This window comes from Chryseobacterium taeanense (assembly GCF_900099685.1).
Lineage (GTDB): Bacteria > Bacteroidota > Bacteroidia > Flavobacteriales > Weeksellaceae > Chryseobacterium > Chryseobacterium taeanense.
The window spans coordinates 65,851-92,133 of record NZ_FNDW01000007.1 but is presented as its reverse complement, the minus strand read 5'-3'; the positions used below and the strand labels follow the sequence as shown (position 1 = coordinate 92,133).

The window sequence follows — 26,283 nt, the reverse complement described above, 5'->3', positions numbered from 1 at the left end:
AAATATCTTTTACATTTAAAATGAATACATATAAACTAGACTATCTCGAACAGCTTGAAGCTGAAAGTATTTATATTATGCGCGAAATTGCAGCCCAGTTTGAAAAACCGGCTTTGCTTTTCAGCGGAGGAAAAGATTCTATTACTTTAGTTCATTTAGCAAAGAAGGCTTTTGCTCCTATGAAAATTCCTTTTCCATTGGTTCATATCGATACAGGCCATAACTTTCCTGAAGCATTGAAATTCAGGGATTATCTTGCAGAAACGATTGGTGCAGAACTGATTGTAAGAAGTGTAGAAGATACGATTAAAGCTAAAAAATTAGCTGAACCTAAAGGAAAATTTGCCTCGAGAAACTGGCTGCAAACCCATACTTTACTGGATACTATTGAAGAATTCGGCTTTGACGCATGTATCGGAGGAGCCAGAAGAGACGAAGAAAAAGCAAGAGCGAAAGAACGTTTTTTCTCTGTTCGCGATGAATTCGGGCAATGGGATCCGAAATTACAGCGCCCTGAGCTATGGAATATTTACAACGGAAGAATTAATAAAGGTGAAAATGTCAGGGTTTTTCCTATTTCCAACTGGACGGAACTGGATGTGTGGAATTACATCAAAAAAGAAAATATTCAACTTCCATCCATTTATTTTGCGCATAATCGTGACGTGATTGAGCATGAAGGACAGTTGATTGCCGTTTCGGATTTTATCAGGATTGATGAAAATGATACGGTTCTCAATAAAAAAGTACGGTACAGAACGGTGGGAGATATGACTTGTACAGCAGCTGTTGAAAGTTCTGCTGAAACCCTGGATGACGTGGTAAACGAGATCACTGCATCAAGAATCTCCGAGCGTGGCGAAACCCGAATTGACGATAAAGTAACGGAAGCGGCTATGGAAGACCGTAAAAAAGGAGGATATTTTTAAGCAATGCCTTAGGCAGTAAGCAGAAAGCTGTAAGCTTTAATCAACCATAATTTATCACTTATAACTACAATAAACGTGGACATACTAAGATTTATCACTGCCGGAAGCGTAGACGACGGGAAAAGTACCCTCATCGGAAGACTTCTTTATGACAGTAAAAATATATTGATCGACCAGCTGGAAGCATTGGAAAAACAGTCGAAGAACAAAAACGAAAATGGAGTAGATCTTGCGATTTTAACAGATGGTTTAAGAGCCGAAAGAGAGCAGGGAATCACGATCGATGTTGCTTACCGGTATTTTTCCACTCCAAAAAGAAAATTCATTATTGCCGATGCACCGGGACATATTCAGTACACGAGAAATATGATTACGGGAGCGTCAAATTCACAGCTGATTGTGATTCTGATTGATGCAAGACAAGGGGTGATCGAGCAGACTAAAAGGCATTCTATTATCGCTTCTCTATTAAAGATAAAGAACGTAGTGGTAGCTATCAATAAAATGGATCTTGTCAATTACTCTCAGGAAATTTTTAATGATATAAAGACGCAATACGAAACAGTTGCAGAGAAACTCGGACTGGAAAATGTGAGCTATTTTCCGATTTCAGCATTTCATGGGGATAATATCGTTGAGGCATCTGAAAATATGCCTTGGTATAAAGGTTCTACCTTACTTGATTTTCTGGAAAATGTAGAGATAAATTACAATAAAGGGTTTCAAAGTTCCAGATTTCAAGTACAGTATGTGATCCGTCCTCAAACTGATGAGCTGCACGATTACAGAGGCTATGCGGGTGAAGTAATTTCCGGAACATATAGGAAAGGCGACGAAATTACCGTATTGCCACAAAATATTCAGACCCGGATTTCTAAGCTTGAAACAGGCGGAAAGGAGGTAGAGGTTGTTTTTGGGGGGCAGCCTGCCGTGATTCATATTGAAGATGATGTTGATATCAGCCGTGGAGATTTTCTTGTGAAATCTGAAACCCTTCCGAAAGTGGAAAATGAAATAGAAGCAGTTGTCTGCTGGCTTGATAAAAAGGAACTGACTGAAGGCAGCAAGTATTTTATTCAACATAAAAGCAAACTGCTGAAAACTCTTGTGAAAGAAATTGAATATAAAATTGATGTCAACACTTTGGAGAAAATTCCTGTGACGGAAAGCATCAAACTCAATGAAGTAGTAAAGCTGAGGCTGAAAACCGCATCCCCTTTGGTGTTTGACAGTTTTGATGAAAGCCGGAATACGGGTAATGCGATTCTGATCGATGAAACCAGTAATTCAACGGTGGGTGCCGTAATGATCCTGTAAGAAATCACCATTAGCAAACTAAAAAATGAAACAGCTATGATTATTTCCAGGAAAGTTCAGTTCAGACTCAATATTTTTATAATTACTGTACTACTATTGTCTGTTAGCATATTTTCAGTATATGAATTGGGATATCTGGACGAGCTTTTCACGATCCTTGCCAAAGACAACTATATTTTTTATTGGATGATGCTTGTTGGCATTATTGCTGAAATCGTGGCAGGTTCCATGGGAATGGGATATGGGGTGATCTGCACTACAACACTTTTATTTTTGGGAATTCCGCCTCATGCGGTGAGCGCCAGTATTCATTCGGCGGAAAGTTTTACAACGGCAGCAGGAAGCATCAGTCATATAAGATTGAAAAATGTCAGTAAAAGTCTGGTGAAAAGATTAGCGGTACCAGCTGTTATAGGCGCTGTTATAGGTGCTGTCTCGCTGACATATTTGGGTGAATATTATTCCAAAATAACCAAAACTGCGATTTCTTTTTATACCTTATATTTAGGAATTCAAATTTTATCTAATGCATTTAAAGATAAGCAGGATAAGAAGTTAAAGAGAAAAACAAACCTTACAAGACTGGGGTTGGCAGGAGGATTTATCGATTCTTTTGCTGGTGGTGGTTGGGGTCCGTTGGTAACCGGAACGTTGATTAAAAATTCTTTCACACCGAGATTTGCAGTGGGAAGTTCTACGGTAGCCAAATTCATTTTGACGCTGACAGCCGCAATAACTTTTATTCTTACCTTGGGCATTCAGCACTGGAATATCATTCTTGGGCTTTTAATCGGTGGGATATTTACCGCACCATTTTCTGCAATGCTTACGGCAAAGTTACCTGTAAAGAGTATGTTTATCGTTATAGGACTGCTAGTTATCATAATGAGTTCTATAACGATCTGTAAATCTTTTTTTTAATGAAAATCTACTTGTATGTTGAAAAATAAAAGGATTAAAAATATCTTCTGTTTTTGAAAATATTTTACTTTTACATCATTAAAAAAATATTATGAACATACACGTTGTTGCCGTTTTTAAGTTTAATGAAAACTATCTGATGGAGGCTGTTGAACTTTTTCAAACCCTTGTAAGAAAAACCCGGAAAGAAGAAGGTTGTCTTAAATACGATCTCATTGAAGACAAAGATAATAAAGGAATATTCTTCATGATCGAGCTTTGGGAAACTGAAGAGCATCTTAACCATCACAGCGGACAGGATCATTTGCTGAATTTCAGAAAAGATGTTTCAAAAATGCTTGAAAGTTCTACCGTAGTTTACAAAGGATTTAAAACACTTTAAGCTTATTTTAAATCACTTCATCATAAAATATAAAAGGCTGCTCGCCATGGCGAGCAGCCTTTTCATTAGAAAAAATAGAAAGTATTATTTTGAAAGTGAATTGTGAATAGTCAATAGTTAATTTTTAAATTTACTGTTCAGAATTCAGAATTAACCATTCACTATTGACTTTTCTTATTTCACGATTAACTTTTTCGTTTCCGTGCTTCCTCCGAAAGTAATCTTTACCAAGTAATTTCCTGATGAGAGATGAGAAAGATTCAAGTCCTGTTTATAGAAACCGGTTTGGTTTGTCAATTCAGCAGAATATACTTTTTTGCCTGACAGATCATAAACTTCCACGTTTCCTTTATTACTGAGTTTTTCTTTAACATCAAATAAAACCGTCACCTGTCTGTCTGCCGTCGTTGGATTTGGATAAATTCCGAATGACGCTTTTTTACCGGCAATTTCAGTAGTTCCCAACGTTGAAGTGATGTTTTTGAATTTAAAATACATATTCCCGGTCTGAGATCCTTCATTGGAAATAAAATACATTCTGTAATATTCTGAACCTTGCTTAATGTAATATACAACGTCGCTATAAACTCCTGAAGTTGGTTTCCAAGAGTGTCCTATTGCTGTAATATTTCCTGAAAAAGCCGTAGAAGCTGGAATTGTTGAATTAGCCGTGGCCTGTGTTTCGGGCTGAACTTTTGCTACACTGATATTTGTATTTTGTATTACTCCCGACATTCTGTATTTCATCGTTGCGGGCTGTCCTGTGTTTGGATCTACATAAGGATAATCGGTCCAGTATCTTGTGAACATAAAGTCCCAATTGGATTTTGAAGGCTCAAGGTTGGCAACTTTGTCATCGGTTGCAAAAGAAAAATAATTAAAATAAGCATCATCACTTCCATTAGCGATGGTCTTTGATACGGTAGCATCCCAAGATGAAGTGGTAGTATTCCATTTAGCATATTTAAAAGTATAGCCTCCGAAATAATCTTCGATCATGAATTTATAATACGTGTTGGTTGAAACATATTTCAGGATAAAAATTACTTTACCTTCGATGTGGTGGTTTGCGGGATTGTATTCTCCCCATCCGTAAGTCGAGGTGCCTTGTTCAAAAGCTCCTTCCTGAATCGTTGTTGTATTGTCAAGATTGTACAAAGGCGATCCGTAAGAAGCAACACTGTTTGTGGTGATATTACTCCAGTCGCTTGGATTATTGGAAGCCTGATACACTTCGATATTCTGAGCATCATTAATTCTCGTTCCGAAATTCATACTTGAGTTTCTGTAGAAAGCTATATCCCATGAATTAGCAGGCTGGGAAACCATATTGTTGGCACTCAGGTCAAAAAATACCCGATTTTGATAGCTTGAACCCATAGACATATTTACCGTTGTATATCCGTTGGCATCAACCTGCGACAGAACAGTCTCCTGTATACCTACTGAAAGCATTGCTGCAAGAAGTAATCTTGTTTTCATAATATTGATGTAAATTATTATTTAGAGTTATTCTACAAAACTATATAAATTATTTTTAATTATTCTAAATAAAATATGATTTTTGTCGTGTTTTTATTTTAAATTTTGTTTAAATGATGATATATATCTTAAGACTTAGCTAAACAAAAAAACTGACCATGAAGATCATAGTCAGCTTTAAAAAATTATGAGGTCTGATAAAATTTAACTTTTGATAAATTTTGATTTTACTGCTGAACCTTCCGCTGTTTCAATGATGATATAATAAATGCCGGTATGAAGTGTACTGATATCAAAGAATTTTCCTGATAATTTACCTTCAGCAACTTTTTGTCCGACAGCGGAATAAATACTGATATTTTTAGGATCTTTTTTAGTGACAAACTGTAATGCCGTATTTTCTTCATTGATGGCAAACTTAATCTCTTCTTTAGCCTTTATCTGATCTGAAATCCCAAGACTAGAAGCCTGATTGTAAACAACATCATCAATTTCAAGTACTGTGTGCGGAGCGAATGCCCCTACAAATTTAAACACAATATATTGTGAATTTGAAGCAGTAACAGGTATGCTAATAGTCTGGAAGGTATCACTTGTTAAAGTTGTTGCAGTTGCCAAAGCTACAAACGTACTCATGTCAGTTGGGCTTGAAGCCAGACCTACTTGTACTGATCCTGGTGCAGAACCTGTATTTCTTCTTGCCTTAAAGGTTAATGTTTTATCTCCTGCGGGAGCAACAATTTGTGGTGAAATTAAATATTCCGGACTATTTTGATTGGCTCCTGAATACGCCTGCACAAAATTATCGGTGGCGTTATTCACTACTATATTCATCATTGGAGGAGGATTCCCGACAGGTGCAGGGTAAATAGCAGTCCACTGATTTTGTGGAAAAACAGATTGTCCCTGGCCTGGCGTAAAACTGTTGAAATTCTCATTAATTGTCGCTACTTGTGCTTGGGAGGTAACCGCTGCAAACATCAAAGTCCCTAAAAGTAGTTTTAATTTCATAATGTTATTTTTATTTAGAATTATTCCACAAAATTAATAATTTATTTTTAACTGTTCTAAATAAAGTTATATATTTGTCGAAAATTTTCCACCTATGAAGAAGAAAGTGCTTTCCATTCTATCATTATCCACTATTTTATGGATGAATGCACAGGAAAAAGATTCTTTAAAGCAGAAAGAAATCGATGAGGTTGTCATCACAGGGCAATATATGCAGCAATCCATTAACAAATCCATCTATAAAGTTGAAGTGATTGATGCGCAGCAAATTAAAAATATGGCAGTAACTAATGTTGCCGAAGTTCTGAATCAGAATCTTAATATTTTAATAGAACCGAGCAAAAGCTCCGGAAATTCCAGCGCGAATATTATGGGACTTAGCGGAGCCTATACAAAGATCCTTATTGATAATATTCCTGTGGTAAGCGATGAAGGAATGGGAAATCTTGTTGATCTTACAAAAATCAACGTTAATAATATCGAAAGAATTGAAGTGGTAAAAGGCTCTATGGGGGTTGAATACGGAAATAATGCCGTTGCCGGAGTTATTAATATCATTACCAAAAAAAGTTATGGTAAAAAATTCACCGCATTAGCTTCTGTGCAGGAAGAGACCGTAGGAAAAGACTATGACTGGATGAAAAAAGGAAACGGTCGTCATATCCAATCATTGAATCTGGGATATAGAATAAATGACAACTGGTCGGTTGTTGCAGATATTAATCATAATGATTTTCAGGGATATAAAGGTTCTCTTAACGGATACAAATATTTCAGTGAAAGCAATGACGGACAGCGTGGTTACGACTGGCAACCCAAAGATCAGTTGACGACAAACGGGACAATTCGGTACAGTAAAAACAATACAAGTTTCTTTTATAAACTGAATTTCCTTACCGAAAAAATAAACTATTATAATCCCATAGTTACTGAACTTTATCTCGGCGGTGGCAATAGAACGTACACTTCACAGGATAAAGATTATAATACCACAAGATGGATCCATCAGTTTAATATCCAGACCAAAATGGGAAGAATCAACTACAACGGGGATTTTTCTTATCAGAGTCAGGAACGAAAATCGCAGGGATATACTTACGATGTTCCCAACAGGAAAGAATTGTCAAGAGATTCTGAAATCACTTTTTATAAATCGGATGTGCTGTATTCAAGAGGAATGTTCAGCAATTTTTTAAACAATGAAAAAATCAATTTTCAGCTGGGTTATGAATTAGACAGAACAAAAGGTTTTGCCGATGCATCCACTTTTGAAAGCAATAATAACGGGAAAAGTATTGATCGCACCATATTCAATTATGCCAATTTCTTATCAGCAGAATGGAAGATCAACGATTGGCTGTCATTCCGTCCTGGAGTGAGATTAGCCTTGAGCAACAAATTCGACTCGCAGTACAATTATTCCGGGACTTTACGTTTTAAGACTTCTGAAAATTCAGACATTCGTACCGTCTTTGGTTCTGCCAACCGATTCCCGATTTATGAGGAGCTTTATACCTATGTTGTAGATAATAATCACGATATCAGAGGAAATGAAAATCTAAAACCGGAAACCGGATATTCTGCCGGAGCATTCTGGGACTATGCTTTAACCAATTCCAGCGGCTGGAAATTTAATTTCAGTCTTTCAGGAATGTATCTGGATGTAAAGAACAGAATAGAAGACGTAGTCATCAACAACAGTCCACTACAAATCACTTACCTGAATGTAGATAATTACAAATCCATATTATTCGGAGGAGGAGTAAATGTAAGAAAAGGAGATTTAACGTTAAATGCAGGCGTTTCCGTCATGGGAATTTCACAGTCCTTAGATACAGGAAATCTTCTTTCGCCGGATGATTATAATTATTATGCTGAAGCTAATCTTGCGGCCAATTATACTTTACCATCATCAAAAACCTTGTTTGCGCTGTATTACAAATATACAGGAACACAGAAACGATACACACACGAAGGAGATAAAAACGACCCTAAAGATCCCGGACAATATATTTTAGGAGAAATCGGAGATTTCAATATGTTGAATTTCACCGTAAGTCAGCCATTCTTTAAAAACCATTTTGAAGTTGGGGCAGGAGTTAAAAATATCTTTGATGTAACGAGTGTAAGAAATACCATTCAATCAGGAAACAGTCACAATGCCGCTGCCGATCAGCAGAATCTGTTTTATGGAAGAAGCTATTTCGTGAGATTAAATTATAATTTTTAAATACATTAAAATGAAAAAAATACTTTTTTGCCTGTTGGTAGGAGCATCTTTTATATCACAGTCGTGCATCAATGATAATGAAGATCCGGTTGCTATCGCTCCTTCTGAAGGTGCCAGAGTTGATCCGAACGTAGGAGGCCCCACTCAGCCCAATCAGGTATGGTTTGATCTTGGTACTGAAACGGAAATTCTTACCAAAAGAACCGACTGGGATCTTGCATTCTATTCAGGATCTGTTTTTAAAGTAGTTTTAAATTCATCCATCATGATGGCCGCAGGAAAAATTCCAAATGTTACGGATTTAAATCAGGTGACGGAGGCCACGGTTGCATCATTAAAAACGCAGGTTCAGGTCGCAAATTTCAATCCGGCAAATGTTGCTTATATAGATGATGTCAATGGCGATTTCCCTTCAGGATACACAGCTATTGAAGAAATTAAACCAACGGATTCCGACAATGCAGTTTATCTGGTAAATATGGGGAAAGAAATCTATTCAGGTTCTGTTCCTACTGGTTCTGTTACAACAGGAGGTGATAGCAGAGGATGGAAAAAAGTACAGATCTTAAGAGCCGGGGAAGGTTATAAAGTAAAATCTGCCGACATTGACGGACAAAATTATTATGAGGTTACCATCACTAAAAACACAGCCTACAATTACAATTTTATCAGTTTAAAAAATAAAAAGGAAGTTTCTATTCAGCCGGAAAAGAAAAAATGGGATATCTGCTTTACCGTATTCACCAATACAATTAGCGGGGCGGGAAGCTATATTTATGCAGATTTCGTGACTATTAATAATGTGGGAGGAGCGGGTGCTTATGAAGTAGTTGTTCCTGCACCATCTTCCGGAGTAGAAGCTTACAACAGTTTTAAAACATCTGATATCGATCAGTCTAAATTTATTTACAACGACCAGCGCGTAATTGGATCCAACTGGAGAAACCCTGTCGGGGTAAACGGACTTGAAGTATATGGTGACCGCTTTTACGTAGTTAAAGATGCCGAAGGATATTATTTTAAGTTAAGATTCACAAGGCTTACAAGTACTTCAGGAGAGAGAGGCTATCCACAATTTGAATACAAACCTTTATAAAGATATTTAACATCATTAAATTTTAATGAGTTAAAAATTCTCCGTGAGCTTTGCGTTAAAAATTTAAAGAATAATAATCAAGAAATCAAAATAAATCAAATAATAAGTATCTCATGAAAAAATTCATTCTTGCCGCTTCTGTGCTGGTAGCCATATATTCATGTAAAAAAGAAGAAGGTGCAAAAACAGAAAATAAAACAGAAGTAAATGCCGAAACACCAAAATCTAACAATAAAATTGTAACCCTGAATGGAGGGATTACGGAAATCGTTGCTGCTTTAGGTCACGAAAAAGAAATCGTAGGAACCGACGTTACCAGTACTTATCCCGAATCTCTGAAAGCTACCGCGAAAGATTTAGGACACGTAAGATCAATGACGATTGAGCCAATTATGGCAGTGTCTCCGACTTTGATTTTAGCTTCTGATAAAGATATAAACCCAGAATTAATGGGCAAAATCAAAGCTTCAGGAATCAAAACCGAAGTATTTAAGCAGGAGTTTACGGTAGATGGAACTAAAAAGCTGATTGCAGACGTAGCACAAGCAATTGGAAATACTGATTATCAGAAACTCAATGATAAAATTGATGCTGACTTAAAACAGGTTCAGCCCATTGCCAAAAAACCAAAAGTACTTTTCATCTATGCAAGAGGAAATATGCTGATGGTATCAGGGAAAAATACACCAATGGCTTCTCTCATTGAACTGGCAGGAGGAGAAAATGCAGTCAATGATTTTGAAGATTTCAAACCTTTAACGCCGGAAGCTGTAGTAAAAGCAAATCCTGATGTTTTATTTTTCTTCACAAGCGGATTACAAGGAGCAGGAGGAAATGAAGGCGCACTGAAAATGCCGGGCGTATCACAGACCAATGCCGGTAAAAACAAAAAAATTATTGCGATGGACGGAGGCTTGGTTTCAGGATTCGGACCAAGATTGGGAGAAGCTGCTGTAGGATTAAACAAACTCTTAATTGAAAACACAAAGTAAATTATACGCTTATGTTACTATAAGTGCCATACTGCTAGCCATCATAGCAGTATGGTCTCTTAATACCGGAGTTTATGATTTCGGCGGGCAGTCTGCGTTTGAAGTCTTAGGAAAAGTTCTCAACGGAGATGCTGATTTATCAATGAGCGATAAATATGTGGTCTGGGATGTACGCGCAGCCAGAATTGTGATGGCTATTTTGATCGGAAGCATGCTGGCCGTTTCAGGCACAAGCCTGCAGGGATTGTTTAAAAACCCTTTAGCAACGGGGGATTTAATAGGACTTACATCAGGTGCGACTTTACTCGCCGCCATTACGATTGTTTTAGGAGGACATTTTAAACAGTATCTTTCTGAGGCAGTACAGTTTTCACTGGTCGGTATTGCTGCATTCATCGGTTCTTTTTTATCCATGCTTTTGGTGTACAGAATTTCCACAAGCGGAGGAAAAACGAACGTAGTCATGATGTTGCTCAGTGGTGTTGCCATTACCGCCATCGGTTTTTCCATCACCGGTTTTTTAATTTATATCTCAAAAGACGATCAATTGAGAGATTTAACGTTCTGGAATTTAGGAAGCCTAGCAGCCGCAACATGGACCAAGAATATCATTTTAGCCGTTGTCTTACTCATTTCCTATATCATTTTATTGCCGAAAGGCAAAGCGTTAAATGCCATGATGCTCGGCGAAAAAGATGCACAGCATTTAGGAATTAATGTAGAGAAATTAAAAAAACAGATCATCATCATCACCGCATTGATGGTTGGAAGTTGTGTAGCATTTTCAGGAACGATCGGTTTTGTAGGTCTTATTGTACCTTATATTTTAAGGCTTTTATTTAAATCCAATTATGCTTTTATTTTGCCATTATCAGCCGTTTGCGGAAGTATTTTGTTATTAACGGCAGACACTTTCAGCAGAAGCATTGTAGAACCTTCGGAACTCCCGATTGGGATTCTGACAGCACTCATGGGAGGGCCGATCTTCATTGCGATTTTAGTTAAATTCAAAAAATCACTGTCATGATAAAGGCGCATCAGATCAGTTATAAGCATAAAGAATTTCATATTCTGGATTCAGTGGATGTTCATTTGGAATATGGTGAATTTTTAGCCATCGTCGGACCCAACGGAGCAGGCAAATCCAGCCTTTTGAGTATCCTGGCGAATGAAGTAAAGTCGAAACAGCAGATCTTATTTAAAGATAAAAATATCAGCGACTGGCCTGTGAAAGAGCTGTCTAAGCACAAAGCGAAATTTTCTCAGCACAACAGCAACGATATTCCTCTTGAAGTGAAAGACGTGGTCATGATGGGACGTTACCCATATTTTGATGCACGGCCAAAACAAGAAGATCACGAAGCCATGAACAAAATGATGTACGAAACCGATGTGTTTCATCTGAAAGGAAGAGAATATAATACCTTATCAGGAGGAGAAAAACAGCGCGTACACCTTTCAAGAGTGATGGCGCAGCTACAGAATGAAATTGCCCACAAACTTATTTTTCTCGACGAACCACTGAATAATCTGGATGTTAAACATCAGTACAAAGCATTGGAGATTATTAAAAATTTTACCCAAAGAGCAAATTCTGCGGTAGTCGTTCTCCATGATCTGAATCTTGCAGCACAATATGCCGACAAAATATTGTTAATGAAATCAGGTAGAGTAGCGGCTTATGGAACACCGGAAGAAGTTTTTACCGCTGAAAAAATTACTGAAGCATACAATTTTCCGTGTACGGTTTGTGACCATCCGATCACTCATAACCCAATGATAATTTTTGGATAATGGACAAAGAAAATGTAAAAATGTTAGCACAACATCTTGCCAATCCACAAGGTGAAAAAGGCATCGAAATCGGTGAGATGATGAATGATACCAACATCGGAATGACGCTGGAAAGCATCCACGCACTTTTAGTAGAAGACAAAGAAAATATTCTGGAAATCGGTCACGGCAATGCAGGTCATGTTGAAAATATTCTGAATAAAGCCCAACATATAAGATATACCGGGATTGACATTTCCGAAACCATGCATAATGAAGCCAGGAAATTAAATGAACCTTTTAAAGATAAAGCCAATTTTGTTTTGTATGCGGGAGAAAAACTTCCCTTCGGAGATAAAGTTTTCGATAAAATATTCACCGTAAACACGGTCTATTTCTGGCAAAATCCTGTTGAATATTTAAATGAAATCTACCGGGTTTTAAAAGATACCGGAATTTTCGTTCTAACCTTTGGACAAAGAGATTTTATGGAAAAACTGCCATTTACAAAATTCGGTTTCACCTTATATAATACCGATGAAATGGAAGAAACGGTTTCACAAAGTCATTTTAAAAGAATGAAAATCTCCGAAAGAGAAGAGCAGGTAAAAAGCAAAACAGGAGACGAAACAATAACAAGAAATTATACGATTTTAACCATTAAAAAATAAAAATAATGAGCACATTAGTAAACGATCTTAAGGAAAAATGGGAAGCTCTTAAAGCTGAAAACCCGCATTTGAGAATCAGAAATGCAGCTGCAGAACTTGGTGTGAGTGAAGCAGAATTATTAGCAACAAATGTAGGCGAAGGCGTAACGGTTCTTAAGCCGGAATTTCAGAATATTTTAACGGAAGCAGAAAAGTTGGGGAAAGTGATGGCTCTTACGCGTAACGACGAATGCGTTCACGAAAGAAAAGGAACGTATTTAAACGGCGATTTCAGCAGTCCGCACGCACAGCTTTTCGTAGGTGAAGACATCGATCTCAGAATTTTCTTAAACCACTGGAAATTTGCTTTTGCTGTGGTAGAAGGTGATAAAAAAAGCTTACAGTTCTTCGGAAAAGATGGTTTGGCTTTACATAAAATGTACTTAACCAAAGACAGCGATGAAGCTGCTTTTGATGCATTGGTTGAAAATTTTAAAGCGGATGACCAGCAATCATCATTCGAATTTGAAGCATTAGCTCCAAAAACTGAAGAAAAATCTGACGCTGAAATCGATGTAGAAGGTTTCCAAAATGCATGGAGATCACTGAAAGATACCCACGATTTCTTCATGATGACCAGAAAATTCGGCGTAAGCAGAACACAGGCATTAAGACTGGCGCCGGAAGGTTTTACCAAAAAAATCGATAGCTCAAAAGTAGTAAACGTTTTGGAAGATGCATCTGAAAAAGAACTTCCGATCATGATTTTCGTGGGGAACAGAGGGATTATCCAGATCCACACAGGAAATGTAAAGAAAACATTGTGGCATCAGCAATGGTTCAATGTGATGGATCCGGATTTCAACTTACACCTTGATGTAACAAAAATCGCGGAAGCGTGGATCGTGAAAAAACCTACGGAAGACGGGGAAGTAACGGCAATTGAAGTATTCAATAAAGAAGGAGATTTCATCGTACAGCTATTCGGAAAAAGAAAACCGGGAATCCCCGAATTGCAGGAATGGAAAGATCTTGTTGCAGATCTTGAAAAATAAATAGTTAGATCATTTTTTAAGGCCGTTTTTGTTTTTTACAGGGCGGCTTTTTTTTAATATTTAAATTAAACAAAACCAGCAGAAATATAAAAGGCATCCTCTAAAGTATATATTACATCCTCCAAAATCAATAAGGCATCCTCCAAAGTAGATGAAGCATCCTCCATAATAGATAAGGCATCTGCCAAAGTATATGAAGCATCTGCTAAAGTAGATAAGACATCCTCCGAAATAGATAAGGCTTTGTCTGATATAAATGAAGCATTGTCCAAAGTATATAATACATTGCAAACATTCTACGGATCTGTGAAAATCTGCGAAATCAGTGGTAAAATAAAAGCTTAAACAGGTTTTAAGAAAAATATTAATATCTTAACGTTAAAAATATAAATAGTCTTTAAGAGCTTATTTAATTTAGATAATTAAGGAAAAACTATAAAAATTTATTTAGTAAAATTTAAACAAGCTCAAAAACAAAAAAATAAAATGAAAAATATTCTTTCAATACTATTTCTTTCCGTTTTCTGTTCATTGAATGCGCAGGATTTTAAAGCCTATCAGTTCTATAACCAGAAAGGAAAAGAAATCAACACCGAAAAATTAGTGAAAGAACTCGCTGATTACGATATCGTTTTCTTTGGTGAAAACCACAACAGTTCCATCAACCATTGGCTGCAGCTGAAGATCACCGAAGCATTATATCAACAGAAAAACGGACAACTTATTCTGGGTGCCGAAATGTTTGAAAGGGACAATCAGGAACAGTTAAATAAATATTTAAATGGAACATTTGATGCTAAAACATTAAAAGATTCCGCAAGGTTGTGGAATAATTTTTCAACCGATTATAAACCGCTGGTCGATTTCGCTAAAGATAAAAAAATACCGTTTATCGCTACCAATGTTCCCAGAAGATACGCTTCCCAAACCTCAAAAGAAGGACTGGAATCGTTAAATAATTTACCGGCTAAAGACAAAGCCTATATCGCCCAATTACCAATAAAAGTAACTCTTGACACACCCGGTTATCCTGAAATGAAAAAGATGATGGGCGACCATGCGGAAGAGATGAAAGTGATGAATTTTATTTCGGCACAGGCGATTAAAGATGCTACCATGGCAGAATCGATCCTGAAAAATTTACAACTTGGGAATACCTTTATTCACTACAACGGAAATTACCATAGCAAAGAATTCGGCGGTATTTACTGGTACATCAAACAAAAAAATCCAACTCTTAAAATGGCGGTCATCTCCGTTTTTGAATCCGAAGATCCTACACTGAAGATTCCTGAAAAAGACTATATTCCGACAGATTTTAATCTTGTGATTCCTGCGGATATGACGAAAACGTATTAGAAGAGACAAGTGAAAAGAGCCAGGTAAAAAGGAAAAAGAAAAAAGTAAAAATAACTGAATTTTTAAGTATTAAGATTCTTTGTCGGTTTTCGTTTGATATGAATCTTCAACAAAACGAAATACCCACATTTTGTCATTCTGAACAAAGCGAAGCGGAGTGAAGAATCTCTTAAAATAACTGCAATAGTTTGAGAATAGATTATTACTGAATAAAACAAAAGGAATTTATTAAATAGATTCCTATTTTAAGGTAAAAAGCTGAACTTCGTTCGTAAATCTTCTGTTTATTCTTATCAAGTGAATAAAAATTATAATAAATACTAGATTTAGCTACCATTTGCTGAGTTTTAACGCCTTTGCGGACAAAAAAATATGCGCAATTATTTCAAATAAAACCTTGCGCTTATCGCGTTGAAATAAAAACAGAAAGTTTCAATTAACCTTGTTTTTGTATAATAATTTAATCCAATCATCCGTGCAAATCAGTGAAATCAGTGGTTTATAATATCAAAAATTAAAAACATCTTTTATATTTGTTACTTATTTCATTACAATGAAACAGCTTACTTTTATATTTATACTTTTCATCAGTTTCATCAATGCTCAGAAACTTACGCCGGCAGAAATTTCTCTAATCAATCAGGGAGATATCAACACCGCATTACCGATTTACCAAACAACCGATGAGCATCAGTACAAAACATTGCTAAGTCTTTCCACAGAAATTGATCCGCTGGATAAAAACACGGCAATTTTGGTGAAAAGAATGAAGGAATCTCTCCTGTCAACCGACGGCGGAGTAGGAATTGCAGCCCCACAGGTCGGCATCAACAGGAAAGTAATCTGGGTTCAGCGTTTTGATAAGGTTGGTGAGCCATTGGAATATTTCATTAATCCGGAAATTGTCTGGAGATCAGAATTGCAGAATCTTGGTTCCGAAGGAGATTTGTCGATCCCCAATTTCAGAGACCAGTTTTACAGAAGCAAAGTCATTCAGTTGGAATATGCAGACTTGGAAGGAAAGAAGCATTCCGAAATCGTGGAAGGTTTTACAGCCGTTATTTTCCAGCACGAAATCGATCATCTTTTTGGTGTTTTAATTTCGGATAAAAAAGAAAAGGAAAAGAACGATATCTATCAAAAAGTGGATGCTTTCAAAAGAAGTGATTCTGTGACAAGGTGATTTTCAGCTTATTTTATTTTGTAACTGTAGTTGTTGAATAGATTGATTTCAAAGTTATTCTCATTTAATCTTCCTGAAATTTGATCATGATTTATTACAAAAATATTTCGTTCTCCCAAATCAAATTCTTTATGATGATTGGGACATAATACGATGAGATTTCCAATAGTGCTTTGTCCATCATCTGCTACGGCTTTTATATGGGCAACTTCAACATAGTTTACTCCATACTTCTTATGGGGAATATGAGAATTACAATTAGGAAATTGACATTTATATCCGACATATTCTTTTAATAATTTAACCATTTTGCTGTCTTTTCGAATAAGTCTTTTTATAATATATACTTTTCTTTCCGGTGTGATAGATAGCATTTTATTATTTAATTCTTGAATGGTTTCTTCTAGAAATACTTTTCTATCGGGAATTAAATAATCTACTTTAATTTCATCTAAATATAAACTCAGTGTCTTAGAAAAATCATGATTATCAATCTTCTGAAAACCAATTCCAAAGTTTCCGCAGAATTTTTTAAAACTGTCAAAATTTTCTAAATTATTGAGTATTATAGGATGTTTAAAATCTTTACCTTTGCCTCGTGCAACTATCTCAAAAGCATTTTCTTCAATATTTTTGATTGTAAAATAACACCACAAATAATAGTTTTTAATTTTATTTTCAGTTTTTCCAACAATCAAGAAGCAAATACTACCTTTAGCTTTAAATACTGTTTTTTTAGTTGTATAAATCCAGTTTTTTTCTTTTAGCGAATCATCAAGCGTAAGATCTGAAACTAAAGACTTAAAATCAGTATTTTCGGTCGGATAGCATTCAAGTTTATCCGCATTGTGATATTGGATATAAAAGTTTTGAGTGGTAATCATGTTTAAAAAGTTTAATCAAAATTAAATTATTTTAATCATAATTAATGATTTTTGCGTAGACACATTTTTAATATTTTTGTATTTATTCGGAATAATTGTAGTATTCAGCAAAAAAAATCTGCTTCCGAAGAAACAGATTTAAATAGTATGGAAAAAATATCTGAATTAATTATTCGTTACCGAAAGTTTTACCTCAATATTATTTCTTGTAGCATTTGAGTAAGGACAGATTTCATGAGCTTTTTCTGTTAGAGACTGAGCCTCTTCTAAGGAAACTTCAGGAATATTCACATCAAGCTGAACAGCCAGACCAAATCCTCCGTTTTCCAGCTGACCAATGCTTACCTCTGCTGTTACCGTTGTTTCTCCTGTTTGGGTTTTCGATAAAGAAATCACTCTGTTCAATGCGCTGTCGAAACATGCAGAATATCCTGCTGCAAAAAGCATCTCAGGGTTGGCGAAATCATCGTTGGCACCACCCAGTGCTTTAGGCATTTTTACTTCAAGGTCTAGAACTCCGTTGTCACTTTTTACATGACCATTTCTTCCGCCGGTTGCTGTTACTTTTGTTGTATATAAGGTTTTCATTATTTTTCTATTTTAGTTAATATTTTCTGAATACTTTTTTTTAGATCAAGCCACTCTTCCTGTGACAGATCAATTTTTCTGTACATTTTTTCAGGAATTTCACAAGCCTTTGACCGAAGAGCTTGCCCAGATTCCGTGATGAAGACTTCAACGACTCTTTCATCTTCTTTTTTCCGTTTTCTTAGGATAAGGCCTTTAGCTTCAAGTCTCTTCAGCAGCGGTGTGAGTGTTCCACTGTCCAGATAAAGTTTTTCTCCGATATGGTTCACAGGAAGCCCGTCATTTTCCCATAATACCATCATCACGAGGTATTGAGGATACGTAATATCAAGCTCATCAAGAAACGGACGGTACAATCCCGTAATCTCTTTTGCAATCACATATAAAGGAAAGCAGAGCTGATTTTCCAGTTTTAAAGATTCCTGATTTTCCATAACATCGAAATTAAATATATTATTACTTTTTAATGATGAATTCCTCCATTGGAATTCTTACTTTCTTCATATGAGAAAGCCAGTCATTTTTCTCATCTCTGTAACCGAGGTACAATAAACTCACGCTTTTTAATCCCAATTCTCTGAGTCCAAGAATCTCATCTACCACCTCATTGCTGAAACCTTCCGCAGGAGTGCTGTCTATCTTTAGTTCAGCTGCCTGTGCCATTGCCAGTCCTAATGCAATATACGTCTGTCTTGCAGTGTGTGCAAAATGCTGCTCAGGAGTTTGTGCTCCGTAGATTTCTTTAAGCTTATCCGTATAGCTGGAGAAACGCCCTCTTGGCAAATCTCTAACATCGGTGTGATGGTCATATACTTTATCAATCTTTTCATCAGAATAGCTGTCCCAGGCGGCAAAAACCAGTACGTGGGAAGAATCTCTCATTACTTCAGGATTCAAGGCTCCCGGAACCATTTTCTTTTTCAATTCCTGGTTTTCAACGACAATCACACGAAATGGCTGCAAACCTGATGACGTAGGAGCAAGTCTTGCTGCTTCTAAAATTTTATTTAAATCTTCTTGTGAAACTTTTTTTGCTGGATCATAAGCTTTTACGGCATGTCTCCAGTTTAAATCTTCTATTAATGACATTTTGTTAATTATTTTATTTGAATTATACAATGCAAAAATAGCGCCAAATTAAATTGTGTGCAATTTAATATTGTTAAAGTTTACTTAATTATACATTCCACTTTATTTTTAAAGGTTAAAATCTTATTTACAATGCTTTTTAAAATGTATTAAAGAGAAAATATTAAAAAATAGATGGTTTATTTTCAGATGATGATATGGCTAAATTATTGATTTGCTTTTATAATATCCAGTAGTTTCAATGCGGCCATCGTTCCCATATTGAAACCGTCATTGATGATGCACTCATAAGATTCGTCGAGGTATTTCGGAAGTATACCTTCTGTGATGGCAACAACTTTTATTTCCGAAGTCTGTATTTTTTTCTTAATCAGTGAACTGTGTAATCCGGCAAGGGTTTCGTCACTCATCGCAAAATATCCGTCAAAATTCTCATAATCCAGCATAATGTTTAGTTTTTCTTTTACGTTGTCTGCCGATTCACAATAGATAATTTTGATTTCTATTTCAGGATGCTCTTTTATTTTCCAGAGAAAATAATCTTTTCTTGTTTGTGTGATTTCAAGGTTTTCATCGCCAAAAATGGCCAGTATTTTTTTGGATTTGCTTTCTATCAGTTTTTCAGCGGCAGTTTCTGCATACAGTTTATTGTCAAAAATAATTTCATCAAATAAATTTTGCGGAATCGTTTTATCAAAAATAACCACCGGAACTTCAATATCTTTTAGCTTTTCCAAATGTGAAATATCTTTTGTATGCCTGGTAAGAGAAATCAGAACACCATCTACACGAGAGTTGATGCAGGTTGTGATATTTTCTTCCTCCATACTGAGAGATTCTTCAGACGATAGAACAAAAAAATGATATCCATCCCTATGAAGTACGGAAGATATTCCTTTAATAATAGAAGGAATAAAAAACATCGACATTTCCGGAATGATAAGTCCGATTACCCTTGATGATTTTTTTCGGAAGTTGATGGCAAAATCATTAGGAATATAATTAAAGGTCTCTGCGGCCTCCTTTACTTTCAGCTTTACAGCAGCACTTATATCAGGGTGATCCTTTAGTGCTCTGGACACTGTAGAAACACTGATATTAAGCATTTCAGCGAGGTCTTTTATAGTGACTCTTTTCATTTTTAAGTTAATTGAAGCGATTTTTGGGTTAATTTAGTGATGTTTTGTGGTTAATTTTAAGTTAAAATATGTTAAATTTAAAGTCTTAAAAGTTAATAAAATGTTAAAATGAAAATTACTTACTAACCGCAAACGTTTGCGCAAACGTTTGAAATTAATATTAATTTAACACACCATGAAAACCATGTTTTGAATATACTAAAAAAAATACTTTTAGACCATAATTAAAAAACTTCTTAAATATGGACTCAAAAATTTTCACCAGATTGCTCGTTTTCGGAGCTATGAATACAGCCGCATTTATGTTTTCTCAAAACATACAGAACGATAGCATTACCAGGGGTAAGGCCATCGACGAAGTGGTAATTACGGGAAACTCTAATCCCAAAGCATCCATTAAAACCAGTACTTCTATTTCTACATTAAAAATGAAAGATATAGAAAATGCTGCGCCAAGAACTACTGCAGAGATTTTCCGAACCATTCCGGGAATCCGTTCAGAATCGTCCGGAGGTGAAGGAAATTCTAATATTACGGTAAGAGGGGTGCCTGTTTCAGCAGGAGGCTCAAGATACTTATTAATTCAGGAAGACGGTTTACCGGTAATGCAGTTTGGAGATATTGCATTTGGTACACAGGATCAGTTTACAAGATTTGATTCTTTTGTCTCAAGAGTAGAAGCATTAAGAGGAGGTTCTGCATCTGTTTTTGCAAGTAACTCTCCGGCAGGGATCATCAATTTTATTACGAAAACAGGTGAAAAAGAAGGGGGAAGTATCACGCAGCAACTGGGGCTTAATTACAAAAACTACAGAACCGATTTCGATTACGGAACCAGGATCGCAGAGAACACTTACGTTGCGCTGGGCGGATTTTACAGAATCGGGGACGGACCAAGAAAAACAGGATTTAACTCTAATAATGGAGGACAGTTCAGGCTTTCTTTACTTAAAAAATTTGATAAAGGCAGTTTCAGGATTTATGCAAAAGTTTTGGACGACAGAACGGCAGCCTATATGCCAATGCCTGTGAGTGTCACCGGAACAGATGCAGACCCAAAATGGTCTTCACTTTCCAATTATAATATTCTTAACGGTGCTTTGCAGACGATTAATCTTCAGCATGACAGAACTTTAGGGAATGACGGAAATATCTTCAACAGTGACGTTTCAGACGGAATGCATTCTGTTTCAAAAACCATCGGAGCTGAATTTAATTATGATTTGGGCGAAGGCTGGAAGTTTGAAGAAAAAATTCGTTATGCGGCTAACAGCGGTCAGTTTATTGCCCCTTTTCCGGCGAGTGTAACCAAAGGAAGTGACTTTTTTAATGCTGGCAACTTTACCGATTTCGGAAGCGCGGTTTATGCCGGAACGAATACACCTGTAGATATGAATGCCTATTACATGAAATTAGCCCTTTTCAATGTAAAGCTTAATAACTTCAACAATTTCGTAAACGATTTTAATATCAGTAAAAAATGGAATAATGTGAAATTTAACGCAGGATTGTATAAGGCTACACAAAACGTTAATATGTCATGGATGTGGAATAATTACATTCAGGAAGTAAGCGACAGCAATGCAAGACTGGTAGATGTAAAAAATACATCAGGTGCCTACATTACAGACAATGGTTTGCTGAATTATGGAATGAAAGACTGGGGCAACCTGAAAAGAGACTATAATACGAAATACGATATTACAGCGCCTCATGCACAAATCGAAATCAATGCTACTGATAAACTGACGATTGATGCCGGGGCAAGATATGATATCGGAAAAGTAACCGGAACTTTCTCGGGAGCCACGGTAACGTACACCAGCCGCGACATGAACGGAAACGGAGTGATCGATATCCCTGAGCAGATGGTTGGCTCAAATGACAATATCAACGTTCCTGTAAACTACAGATACGGAATCTTCGGGTATTCAGTTGGAGCAAACTATGCCTTAAACAATAAAAATGCAGTATTTGCAAGAGTAAGTCAGGGTGGAAGTGCTTCGGCAGACAGAATTTTATTTTCAGGATATAACTATACCAATAATGATGATCCGGCGCTGGATGCTGTAAAAGTAAACAAAGTAAATCAGGTGGAAGCCGGATACAAATTAAGAGGCGCAGGATATTTCCTTAACACCACACTTTTCTATGCGGAAACGAAAGAAGCCAATTACGAAGCAACGACTCAAAGAAAAACAGAAAACAAATACCAGTCTCTCGGAGTAGAACTAGACGGTTATTACAGAATTACCAAAAGCTTTGATGTAAAAGCAGGACTAACCTATACTCATGCTGAAATCAAAAATGCACTGGATCCTACCATTATTGGAAATATGCCAAGAAGAACTCCTAAATTCATGTATTCTGTAAATCCTAATTTCAATATGGATAAATTGAATATAGGGTTTTATTTAATCGGTGCGACAAAAGCATATACACAGGATTCAAACAAACTGATAATGCCGGGTTATGCTATTGTAAATCCTTACATCTCTTATCAGATAATGAAAAATATTTCGGTAAGTGTAAATGCAAATAATATTTTCAATACCATAGCAGTTACAGAAGCCGAAGAAGGATCTATCGCCGGAGGAAACGGAATCATAAGAGCAAGAACGCTTCCCGGAAGCAGCTACAGTGCGAGCGTGAAATTTGATTTTTAATACTTTACACTAAATGTGAGATGAAATCTGTTCATCTCACATTTTTTCCAAAAACAATGATATGTTTAAACAACAAGCCATAGAAATCATCAGAAAAGCCATTACAGAAGAAGGAATTCTGGCATCAGCGCAGCAGAGAGACAATTATGCAAGAGTCTGGGCAAGAGATTCCATGATGACAGGATATGCCGGTATTTTAGTAAATGATGAAGAAATTCTTGCCGGATTGGAAAAATCGATCCTGACCCTGGCGAAGCATCAGGCAGAAAACGGGCAGATTCCCTCCAATGTGGTGAATGGTAAAGCAAGCTTCGGAACCCACGTCGGAAGAACAGATGCCACAACATGGTGGGTGGTTGTTACCTGTGAATATCTGAAAAAAACTGAAAAAAAAGAACTTAAAAATACTCTTAAATCCAAAATCTATCAGGCTCTTTCATGCCTTAAAACCTGGGAATATAACCAGAGAGGATTGGTGTACAGCCCGCTCGGTGGAAACTGGGCAGATGAATATGTAACTTCAGGCTATACTTTATACGACAATGTTTTAAGATATTGGGCAATAAAAAATGCTTCTGAAATCTACGATGATAACGAACTGAAAGATATCACCGTAAAAACAAAAAAACTGATCCAGGACAATTTTTATAAAAACACTTCCGATTCGGTGAAATATCACGAAACAGCGTATGCCAGAACTTCAGCAAAACCTTATTTCTGGGCTTCCCTGAATGCCAATGGATACGATGAACGCTTTGATCTTGCCGGAAATGCCCTTGCTCTTTTACTGGATTTTGATTTGAACTTAAAAGATTTTTCAGAATTCTTAACTTTTGTAAGCGACGAATTCAAACACTGGATGCTTCCTGCATTTTATCCTGTTATTTTCCCGGGAGACGACGACTGGCGACTGCTGGAAAACAACTACAGCTACAGCTTCAAAAATGAACCGTATCATTTTCACAACGGAGGATCATGGCCGATATTTTTAGGATGGCTGTGTCTTGCTCTTAATAGAAAAGGAATTAAAGATATTCCTGAGAAAATTCTTGCGCAATACGAAGGATTAATGAATGAAAAGGGTGAACATTTCAGGGAATATTATTCCACCGACAAATTACTGCCGCTGGGAACTGAGCAGCTTTGCTTTTCAGCTTCAGGATATCTTTTAATGACCTATTAAAATTGGAATTAAGATGATGCCCGAAATTCTTATAGAACGCCGGAATTAAATAACAAAGGTTTTTATACATAAGTCACAGAGAAAAGGTTTTAGATTGAAAACGAAAGAACACATAAGCTTTAGGAAAATAATAAAGCATAATCATCTGTGAAAATCCGTGAAATAAAACTTAACTCTTCTTGATCTTAACTGTGTAAAACGGCTTTGTGAACCTAAAAACAACAACAAGATAAAAAATGACAACATGATTGGTGATATTATCGAACTGCATGAAAAACATTTGGCAACAGCCCAAAAAATAATAGAAATAGTAAAGCAAAAGTTTCCACTTGGCAATTCACAAAAAATAGCCATCGGTATTGCAGGAGAAAGCGGAAGCGGTAAATCGGTGACTGCTTATGCCATCCAGAAAGTACTCGAACGGGAAAAAGTGAAAAGTCTGGTTTTACAGATGGATGATTATTTTAGACTTCCTCCTAAATCCAATCACGAAAACCGCCTGAAATCACTGGAAAATGTAGGGATTCATGAAGTAAATCTGGGGAAGCTTTCACAAAATATAAATGATTTTAAAAAAGGAACCTTAGAAATAGAAAAGCCTTTGGTAAACTACAACGAAAACTCTGTCAGCACTGAAAAAATTGAAATTTCGGAATACAGCGTCATTATTGTGGAAGGTACTTATATTCTTGATTTGGAAGGATTTGATTTTAAAATTTTTATAGACCGGAATTATAAAGACACGTACGAAAACCGTATGAAGCGCAATCGTGACGAGCAAAGTGATTTTGTAGAGAAAGTTTTGGAAATAGAACATCAGATTATCAGAAATTTCAAAAATAATACAGATCTTATCCTCGGAAAAAACTATGAACTTGTAAACCCGAATCTATGAATGCAAAAAGAATCATTCCGCGCCTGAGCTTTTGGCAGATCTGGAACATGAATGTCGGATTTTTTGGCATTCAGTACAGTTTTGGACTTCAGCAGACAGCTGTTAATCCCATTTATTCCTTTTTAGGTGCTCACGCAGAGCAGCTTCCGATTCTGAATCTTGCGGGTCCTATTACAGGATTGCTTATACAGCCGCTAATCGGAGCGATCAGCGATAAAACCTGGAGTCCGAAATGGGGACGCAGAAAACCTTTCTTTTTGTTGGGCGCTTTATTTTGCAGCATTGCTTTATTTTTGTTTCCGTTCAGCTCTACAATCTGGATGGCCGCCGGATTATTATGGATTCTGGACGCTGCCAACAATACCGCAATGGAGCCTTACCGGGCCTTCATCGGAGACAAATTACCGGAAGATCAGCAAACATTCGGTTTTCAGATGCAGAGCCTGTTTGTAGGAGCGGGGATTACATTAGCTAACCTTTCCCTTTTTGTTTTTCAGAAATATTTCGGCGGAAATGCTTCGAACGGCGGTATTCCGGTGTGGGTTTATTATTCATTTTTTCTGGGATCTTTCTGTTCTATTGCCTCGGTAGCTTGGTCGGTTTACAAAACCCCTGAAATTCCGCCAACAGAAGAAGAACTTGAGGAGCTAAAAAAATCAAAAGAAGGGAACACATTTTTTACGCCTTTTGTAGAGATCATAATAGCTATTAAAGAAATGCCGAAAATCCTGTGGCAGCTGGCATTGGTTTATCTTTTTCAATGGTATGCGCTTTTTGTGTACTGGCAATTTGTGACCCCGATGCTGAAATGGTCTTTATACGGAATTTCTGAAGCTGAAGAGACAAAGGCAAATAAGCTTCTTGAAAGTGCTAAAAACGGTATTTCTGTTACGATATCTGATCTTGCATGGGCAAAAAGCATTTTGCATCAGGTGGAAGTTGCTGTCGGGCAAACCGGACTTATGAATGGTTCCTACAATATTGTTACAATGATTTCTGCATTACTTCTGGTTCCGTTTGCCAGGAAATTCAGCTCAAAAAATACGTATATTTTCTGCTTATTTCTTACAGGGTTAGGGATTATGACATTACCATTTATTAAAGATGAATATCTTATGCTTATTCCCATGATAGCGCTGGGAATCGGCTGGGCATCGATGATGGGATTGCCGTATTCAATGGTTTCACCGTCCATTCATCACAATAAAAGAGGAATTTATATGGGGGTTATTAATATGATGATCGTTATCCCGATGCTCATTCAGACATTGTCTTTCGGATTTATTTTTAACAGTTTTCTGGACAGCAATCCATCCAGGGCGATTGTTCTTGCAGGAATCTTATTTGTTGTAGCAGGAGGCTGCGTTTTTATCATGAAACCCGCAAGCCACAAAATTAATAGTTTGTCCTGATGTTAAATTTGAATACCATAAAAGCCGAAAAACATTCAAAGATGACG

Annotated in this window: 25 protein-coding genes; 17 read left to right on the top strand and 8 right to left on the bottom strand. The window is 36.6% G+C overall.

What is annotated here, in order from left to right; genetic code table 11:
• Positions 1 to 20 precede the first annotated feature (20 nt).
• The 4 genes from cysD to BLR30_RS11365 all read left to right on the top strand — a co-directional run bounded on the left by cysD (position 21) and on the right by BLR30_RS11365 (position 3,549).
• On the top strand, positions 21 to 929 hold the full coding sequence (gene cysD, locus BLR30_RS11380) for a sulfate adenylyltransferase subunit CysD (protein ID WP_089858599.1): 909 nt from the start codon (positions 21 to 23) through the stop codon (positions 927 to 929).
• 75 nt (positions 930 to 1,004) lie between these two features.
• The gene (locus BLR30_RS11375) at positions 1,005 to 2,246 is read left to right on the top strand and encodes a sulfate adenylyltransferase subunit 1 (protein ID WP_089858596.1); all 1,242 of its coding nucleotides are present in this window, start codon (positions 1,005 to 1,007) and stop codon (positions 2,244 to 2,246) included.
• 36 nt (positions 2,247 to 2,282) lie between these two features.
• The gene (locus BLR30_RS11370) at positions 2,283 to 3,167 is read left to right on the top strand and encodes a sulfite exporter TauE/SafE family protein (RefSeq protein WP_089858593.1); all 885 of its coding nucleotides are present in this window, start codon (positions 2,283 to 2,285) and stop codon (positions 3,165 to 3,167) included.
• Between the two features lie 91 nt (positions 3,168 to 3,258).
• Entirely contained in the window at positions 3,259 to 3,549 is a 291-nt protein-coding gene (locus BLR30_RS11365; RefSeq protein ID WP_089858590.1) for a putative quinol monooxygenase, read from the top strand.
• Positions 3,550 to 3,723: 174 nt separating this feature from the next.
• On the opposite strand, the gene BLR30_RS11360 is transcribed toward BLR30_RS11365, so the two are convergent.
• Both BLR30_RS11360 and BLR30_RS11355 read right to left on the bottom strand, forming a co-directional pair.
• Complete coding sequence (locus tag BLR30_RS11360; RefSeq protein WP_089858587.1) at positions 3,724 to 5,031, bottom strand: T9SS type A sorting domain-containing protein; 1,308 nt, start codon at positions 5,029 to 5,031, stop codon at positions 3,724 to 3,726.
• A 204-nt stretch (positions 5,032 to 5,235) separates the two neighbouring features.
• A complete protein-coding gene (locus BLR30_RS11355) occupies positions 5,236 to 6,042 on the bottom strand; it encodes a T9SS-dependent choice-of-anchor J family protein (RefSeq protein ID WP_089858584.1) in 807 nt (268 codons plus the stop codon).
• Between the two features lie 94 nt (positions 6,043 to 6,136).
• Between BLR30_RS11355 and BLR30_RS11350 the strand changes: the two genes are divergently transcribed.
• From BLR30_RS11350 to BLR30_RS11320, 7 genes are all read left to right on the top strand, one after another.
• A complete protein-coding gene (locus tag BLR30_RS11350; protein WP_089858581.1) occupies positions 6,137 to 8,272 on the top strand; it encodes a TonB-dependent receptor plug domain-containing protein in 2,136 nt (711 codons plus the stop codon).
• Positions 8,273 to 8,282: 10 nt separating this feature from the next.
• Positions 8,283 to 9,368 (top strand): HmuY family protein, encoded by a 1,086-nt coding sequence (locus tag BLR30_RS11345; RefSeq protein ID WP_228400756.1) that lies wholly within the window; start codon positions 8,283 to 8,285, stop codon positions 9,366 to 9,368.
• Positions 9,369 to 9,481: 113 nt separating this feature from the next.
• Positions 9,482 to 10,360, top strand: a complete 879-nt coding sequence (locus BLR30_RS11340) for a heme/hemin ABC transporter substrate-binding protein (protein ID WP_089858574.1) — start codon at positions 9,482 to 9,484, stop codon at positions 10,358 to 10,360.
• Positions 10,344 to 11,387, top strand: a complete 1,044-nt coding sequence (locus BLR30_RS11335; protein WP_089858571.1) for a FecCD family ABC transporter permease — start codon at positions 10,344 to 10,346, stop codon at positions 11,385 to 11,387. The genes BLR30_RS11340 and BLR30_RS11335 overlap by 17 nt, the downstream gene beginning before the upstream one ends.
• Entirely contained in the window at positions 11,384 to 12,154 is a 771-nt protein-coding gene (locus BLR30_RS11330) for a heme ABC transporter ATP-binding protein (protein ID WP_089858568.1), read from the top strand. The genes BLR30_RS11335 and BLR30_RS11330 overlap by 4 nt, the downstream gene beginning before the upstream one ends.
• Positions 12,154 to 12,804, top strand: a complete 651-nt coding sequence (locus BLR30_RS11325; protein WP_089858565.1) for a class I SAM-dependent methyltransferase — start codon at positions 12,154 to 12,156, stop codon at positions 12,802 to 12,804. The genes BLR30_RS11330 and BLR30_RS11325 overlap by 1 nt, the downstream gene beginning before the upstream one ends.
• Before the next feature lie 5 nt (positions 12,805 to 12,809).
• Positions 12,810 to 13,838, top strand: coding sequence for a hemin-degrading factor (locus BLR30_RS11320; RefSeq protein ID WP_089858562.1), 1,029 nt, complete (start codon positions 12,810 to 12,812; stop codon positions 13,836 to 13,838).
• Between the two features lie 65 nt (positions 13,839 to 13,903).
• Here BLR30_RS11320 and BLR30_RS11315 read toward each other — a convergent pair whose 3' ends face one another.
• Positions 13,904 to 14,110, bottom strand: coding sequence for a hypothetical protein (locus tag BLR30_RS11315; RefSeq protein ID WP_089858559.1), 207 nt, complete (start codon positions 14,108 to 14,110; stop codon positions 13,904 to 13,906).
• A 214-nt stretch (positions 14,111 to 14,324) separates the two neighbouring features.
• On the opposite strand from BLR30_RS11315, the gene BLR30_RS11310 reads away from it, so the two are divergent.
• Positions 14,325 to 15,197, top strand: coding sequence for a ChaN family lipoprotein (locus BLR30_RS11310; protein WP_089858556.1), 873 nt, complete (start codon positions 14,325 to 14,327; stop codon positions 15,195 to 15,197).
• A 553-nt stretch (positions 15,198 to 15,750) separates the two neighbouring features.
• Positions 15,751 to 16,380: a peptide deformylase gene (def, locus tag BLR30_RS11305; protein ID WP_089858553.1), complete on the top strand. Its 630-nt coding sequence runs from the start codon at positions 15,751 to 15,753 to the stop codon at positions 16,378 to 16,380.
• An 8-nt stretch (positions 16,381 to 16,388) separates the two neighbouring features.
• Here the strand turns inward: def and BLR30_RS11300 are convergent, their stop codons facing one another.
• From BLR30_RS11300 to BLR30_RS11280, 5 genes are all read right to left on the bottom strand, one after another.
• Positions 16,389 to 17,264, bottom strand: coding sequence for an HNH endonuclease (locus BLR30_RS11300; RefSeq protein WP_089858548.1), 876 nt, complete (start codon positions 17,262 to 17,264; stop codon positions 16,389 to 16,391).
• A gap of 165 nt (positions 17,265 to 17,429) precedes the next feature.
• Positions 17,430 to 17,852: an organic hydroperoxide resistance protein gene (locus tag BLR30_RS11295; RefSeq protein WP_089858545.1), complete on the bottom strand. Its 423-nt coding sequence runs from the start codon at positions 17,850 to 17,852 to the stop codon at positions 17,430 to 17,432.
• On the bottom strand, positions 17,852 to 18,286 hold the full coding sequence (locus tag BLR30_RS11290) for a MarR family winged helix-turn-helix transcriptional regulator (RefSeq protein WP_089858542.1): 435 nt from the start codon (positions 18,284 to 18,286) through the stop codon (positions 17,852 to 17,854). The genes BLR30_RS11295 and BLR30_RS11290 overlap by 1 nt, the downstream gene beginning before the upstream one ends.
• Positions 18,287 to 18,308: 22 nt before the next feature.
• Positions 18,309 to 18,941, bottom strand: a complete 633-nt coding sequence (locus tag BLR30_RS11285; protein ID WP_089858539.1) for an NAD(P)H-dependent oxidoreductase — start codon at positions 18,939 to 18,941, stop codon at positions 18,309 to 18,311.
• A 206-nt stretch (positions 18,942 to 19,147) separates the two neighbouring features.
• Positions 19,148 to 20,080, bottom strand: coding sequence for a LacI family DNA-binding transcriptional regulator (locus BLR30_RS11280; protein ID WP_089858536.1), 933 nt, complete (start codon positions 20,078 to 20,080; stop codon positions 19,148 to 19,150).
• A gap of 242 nt (positions 20,081 to 20,322) precedes the next feature.
• Between BLR30_RS11280 and BLR30_RS11275 the strand changes: the two genes are divergently transcribed.
• The 4 genes from BLR30_RS11275 (at position 20,323) to BLR30_RS11260 (ending at position 26,236) form a co-directional block, all read left to right on the top strand.
• On the top strand, positions 20,323 to 22,746 hold the full coding sequence (locus BLR30_RS11275; protein WP_089858533.1) for a TonB-dependent siderophore receptor: 2,424 nt from the start codon (positions 20,323 to 20,325) through the stop codon (positions 22,744 to 22,746).
• Between the two features lie 61 nt (positions 22,747 to 22,807).
• Positions 22,808 to 23,929 (top strand): glycoside hydrolase 100 family protein, encoded by a 1,122-nt coding sequence (locus BLR30_RS11270; protein WP_089858528.1) that lies wholly within the window; start codon positions 22,808 to 22,810, stop codon positions 23,927 to 23,929.
• Between the two features lie 244 nt (positions 23,930 to 24,173).
• Positions 24,174 to 24,824: a uridine kinase family protein gene (locus BLR30_RS11265; protein ID WP_089858524.1), complete on the top strand. Its 651-nt coding sequence runs from the start codon at positions 24,174 to 24,176 to the stop codon at positions 24,822 to 24,824.
• Positions 24,821 to 26,236 (top strand): MFS transporter, encoded by a 1,416-nt coding sequence (locus tag BLR30_RS11260; protein WP_089858521.1) that lies wholly within the window; start codon positions 24,821 to 24,823, stop codon positions 26,234 to 26,236. Before BLR30_RS11265 ends, BLR30_RS11260 begins: the two co-directional genes overlap by 4 nt.
• Positions 26,237 to 26,283: the final 47 nt, after the last annotated feature.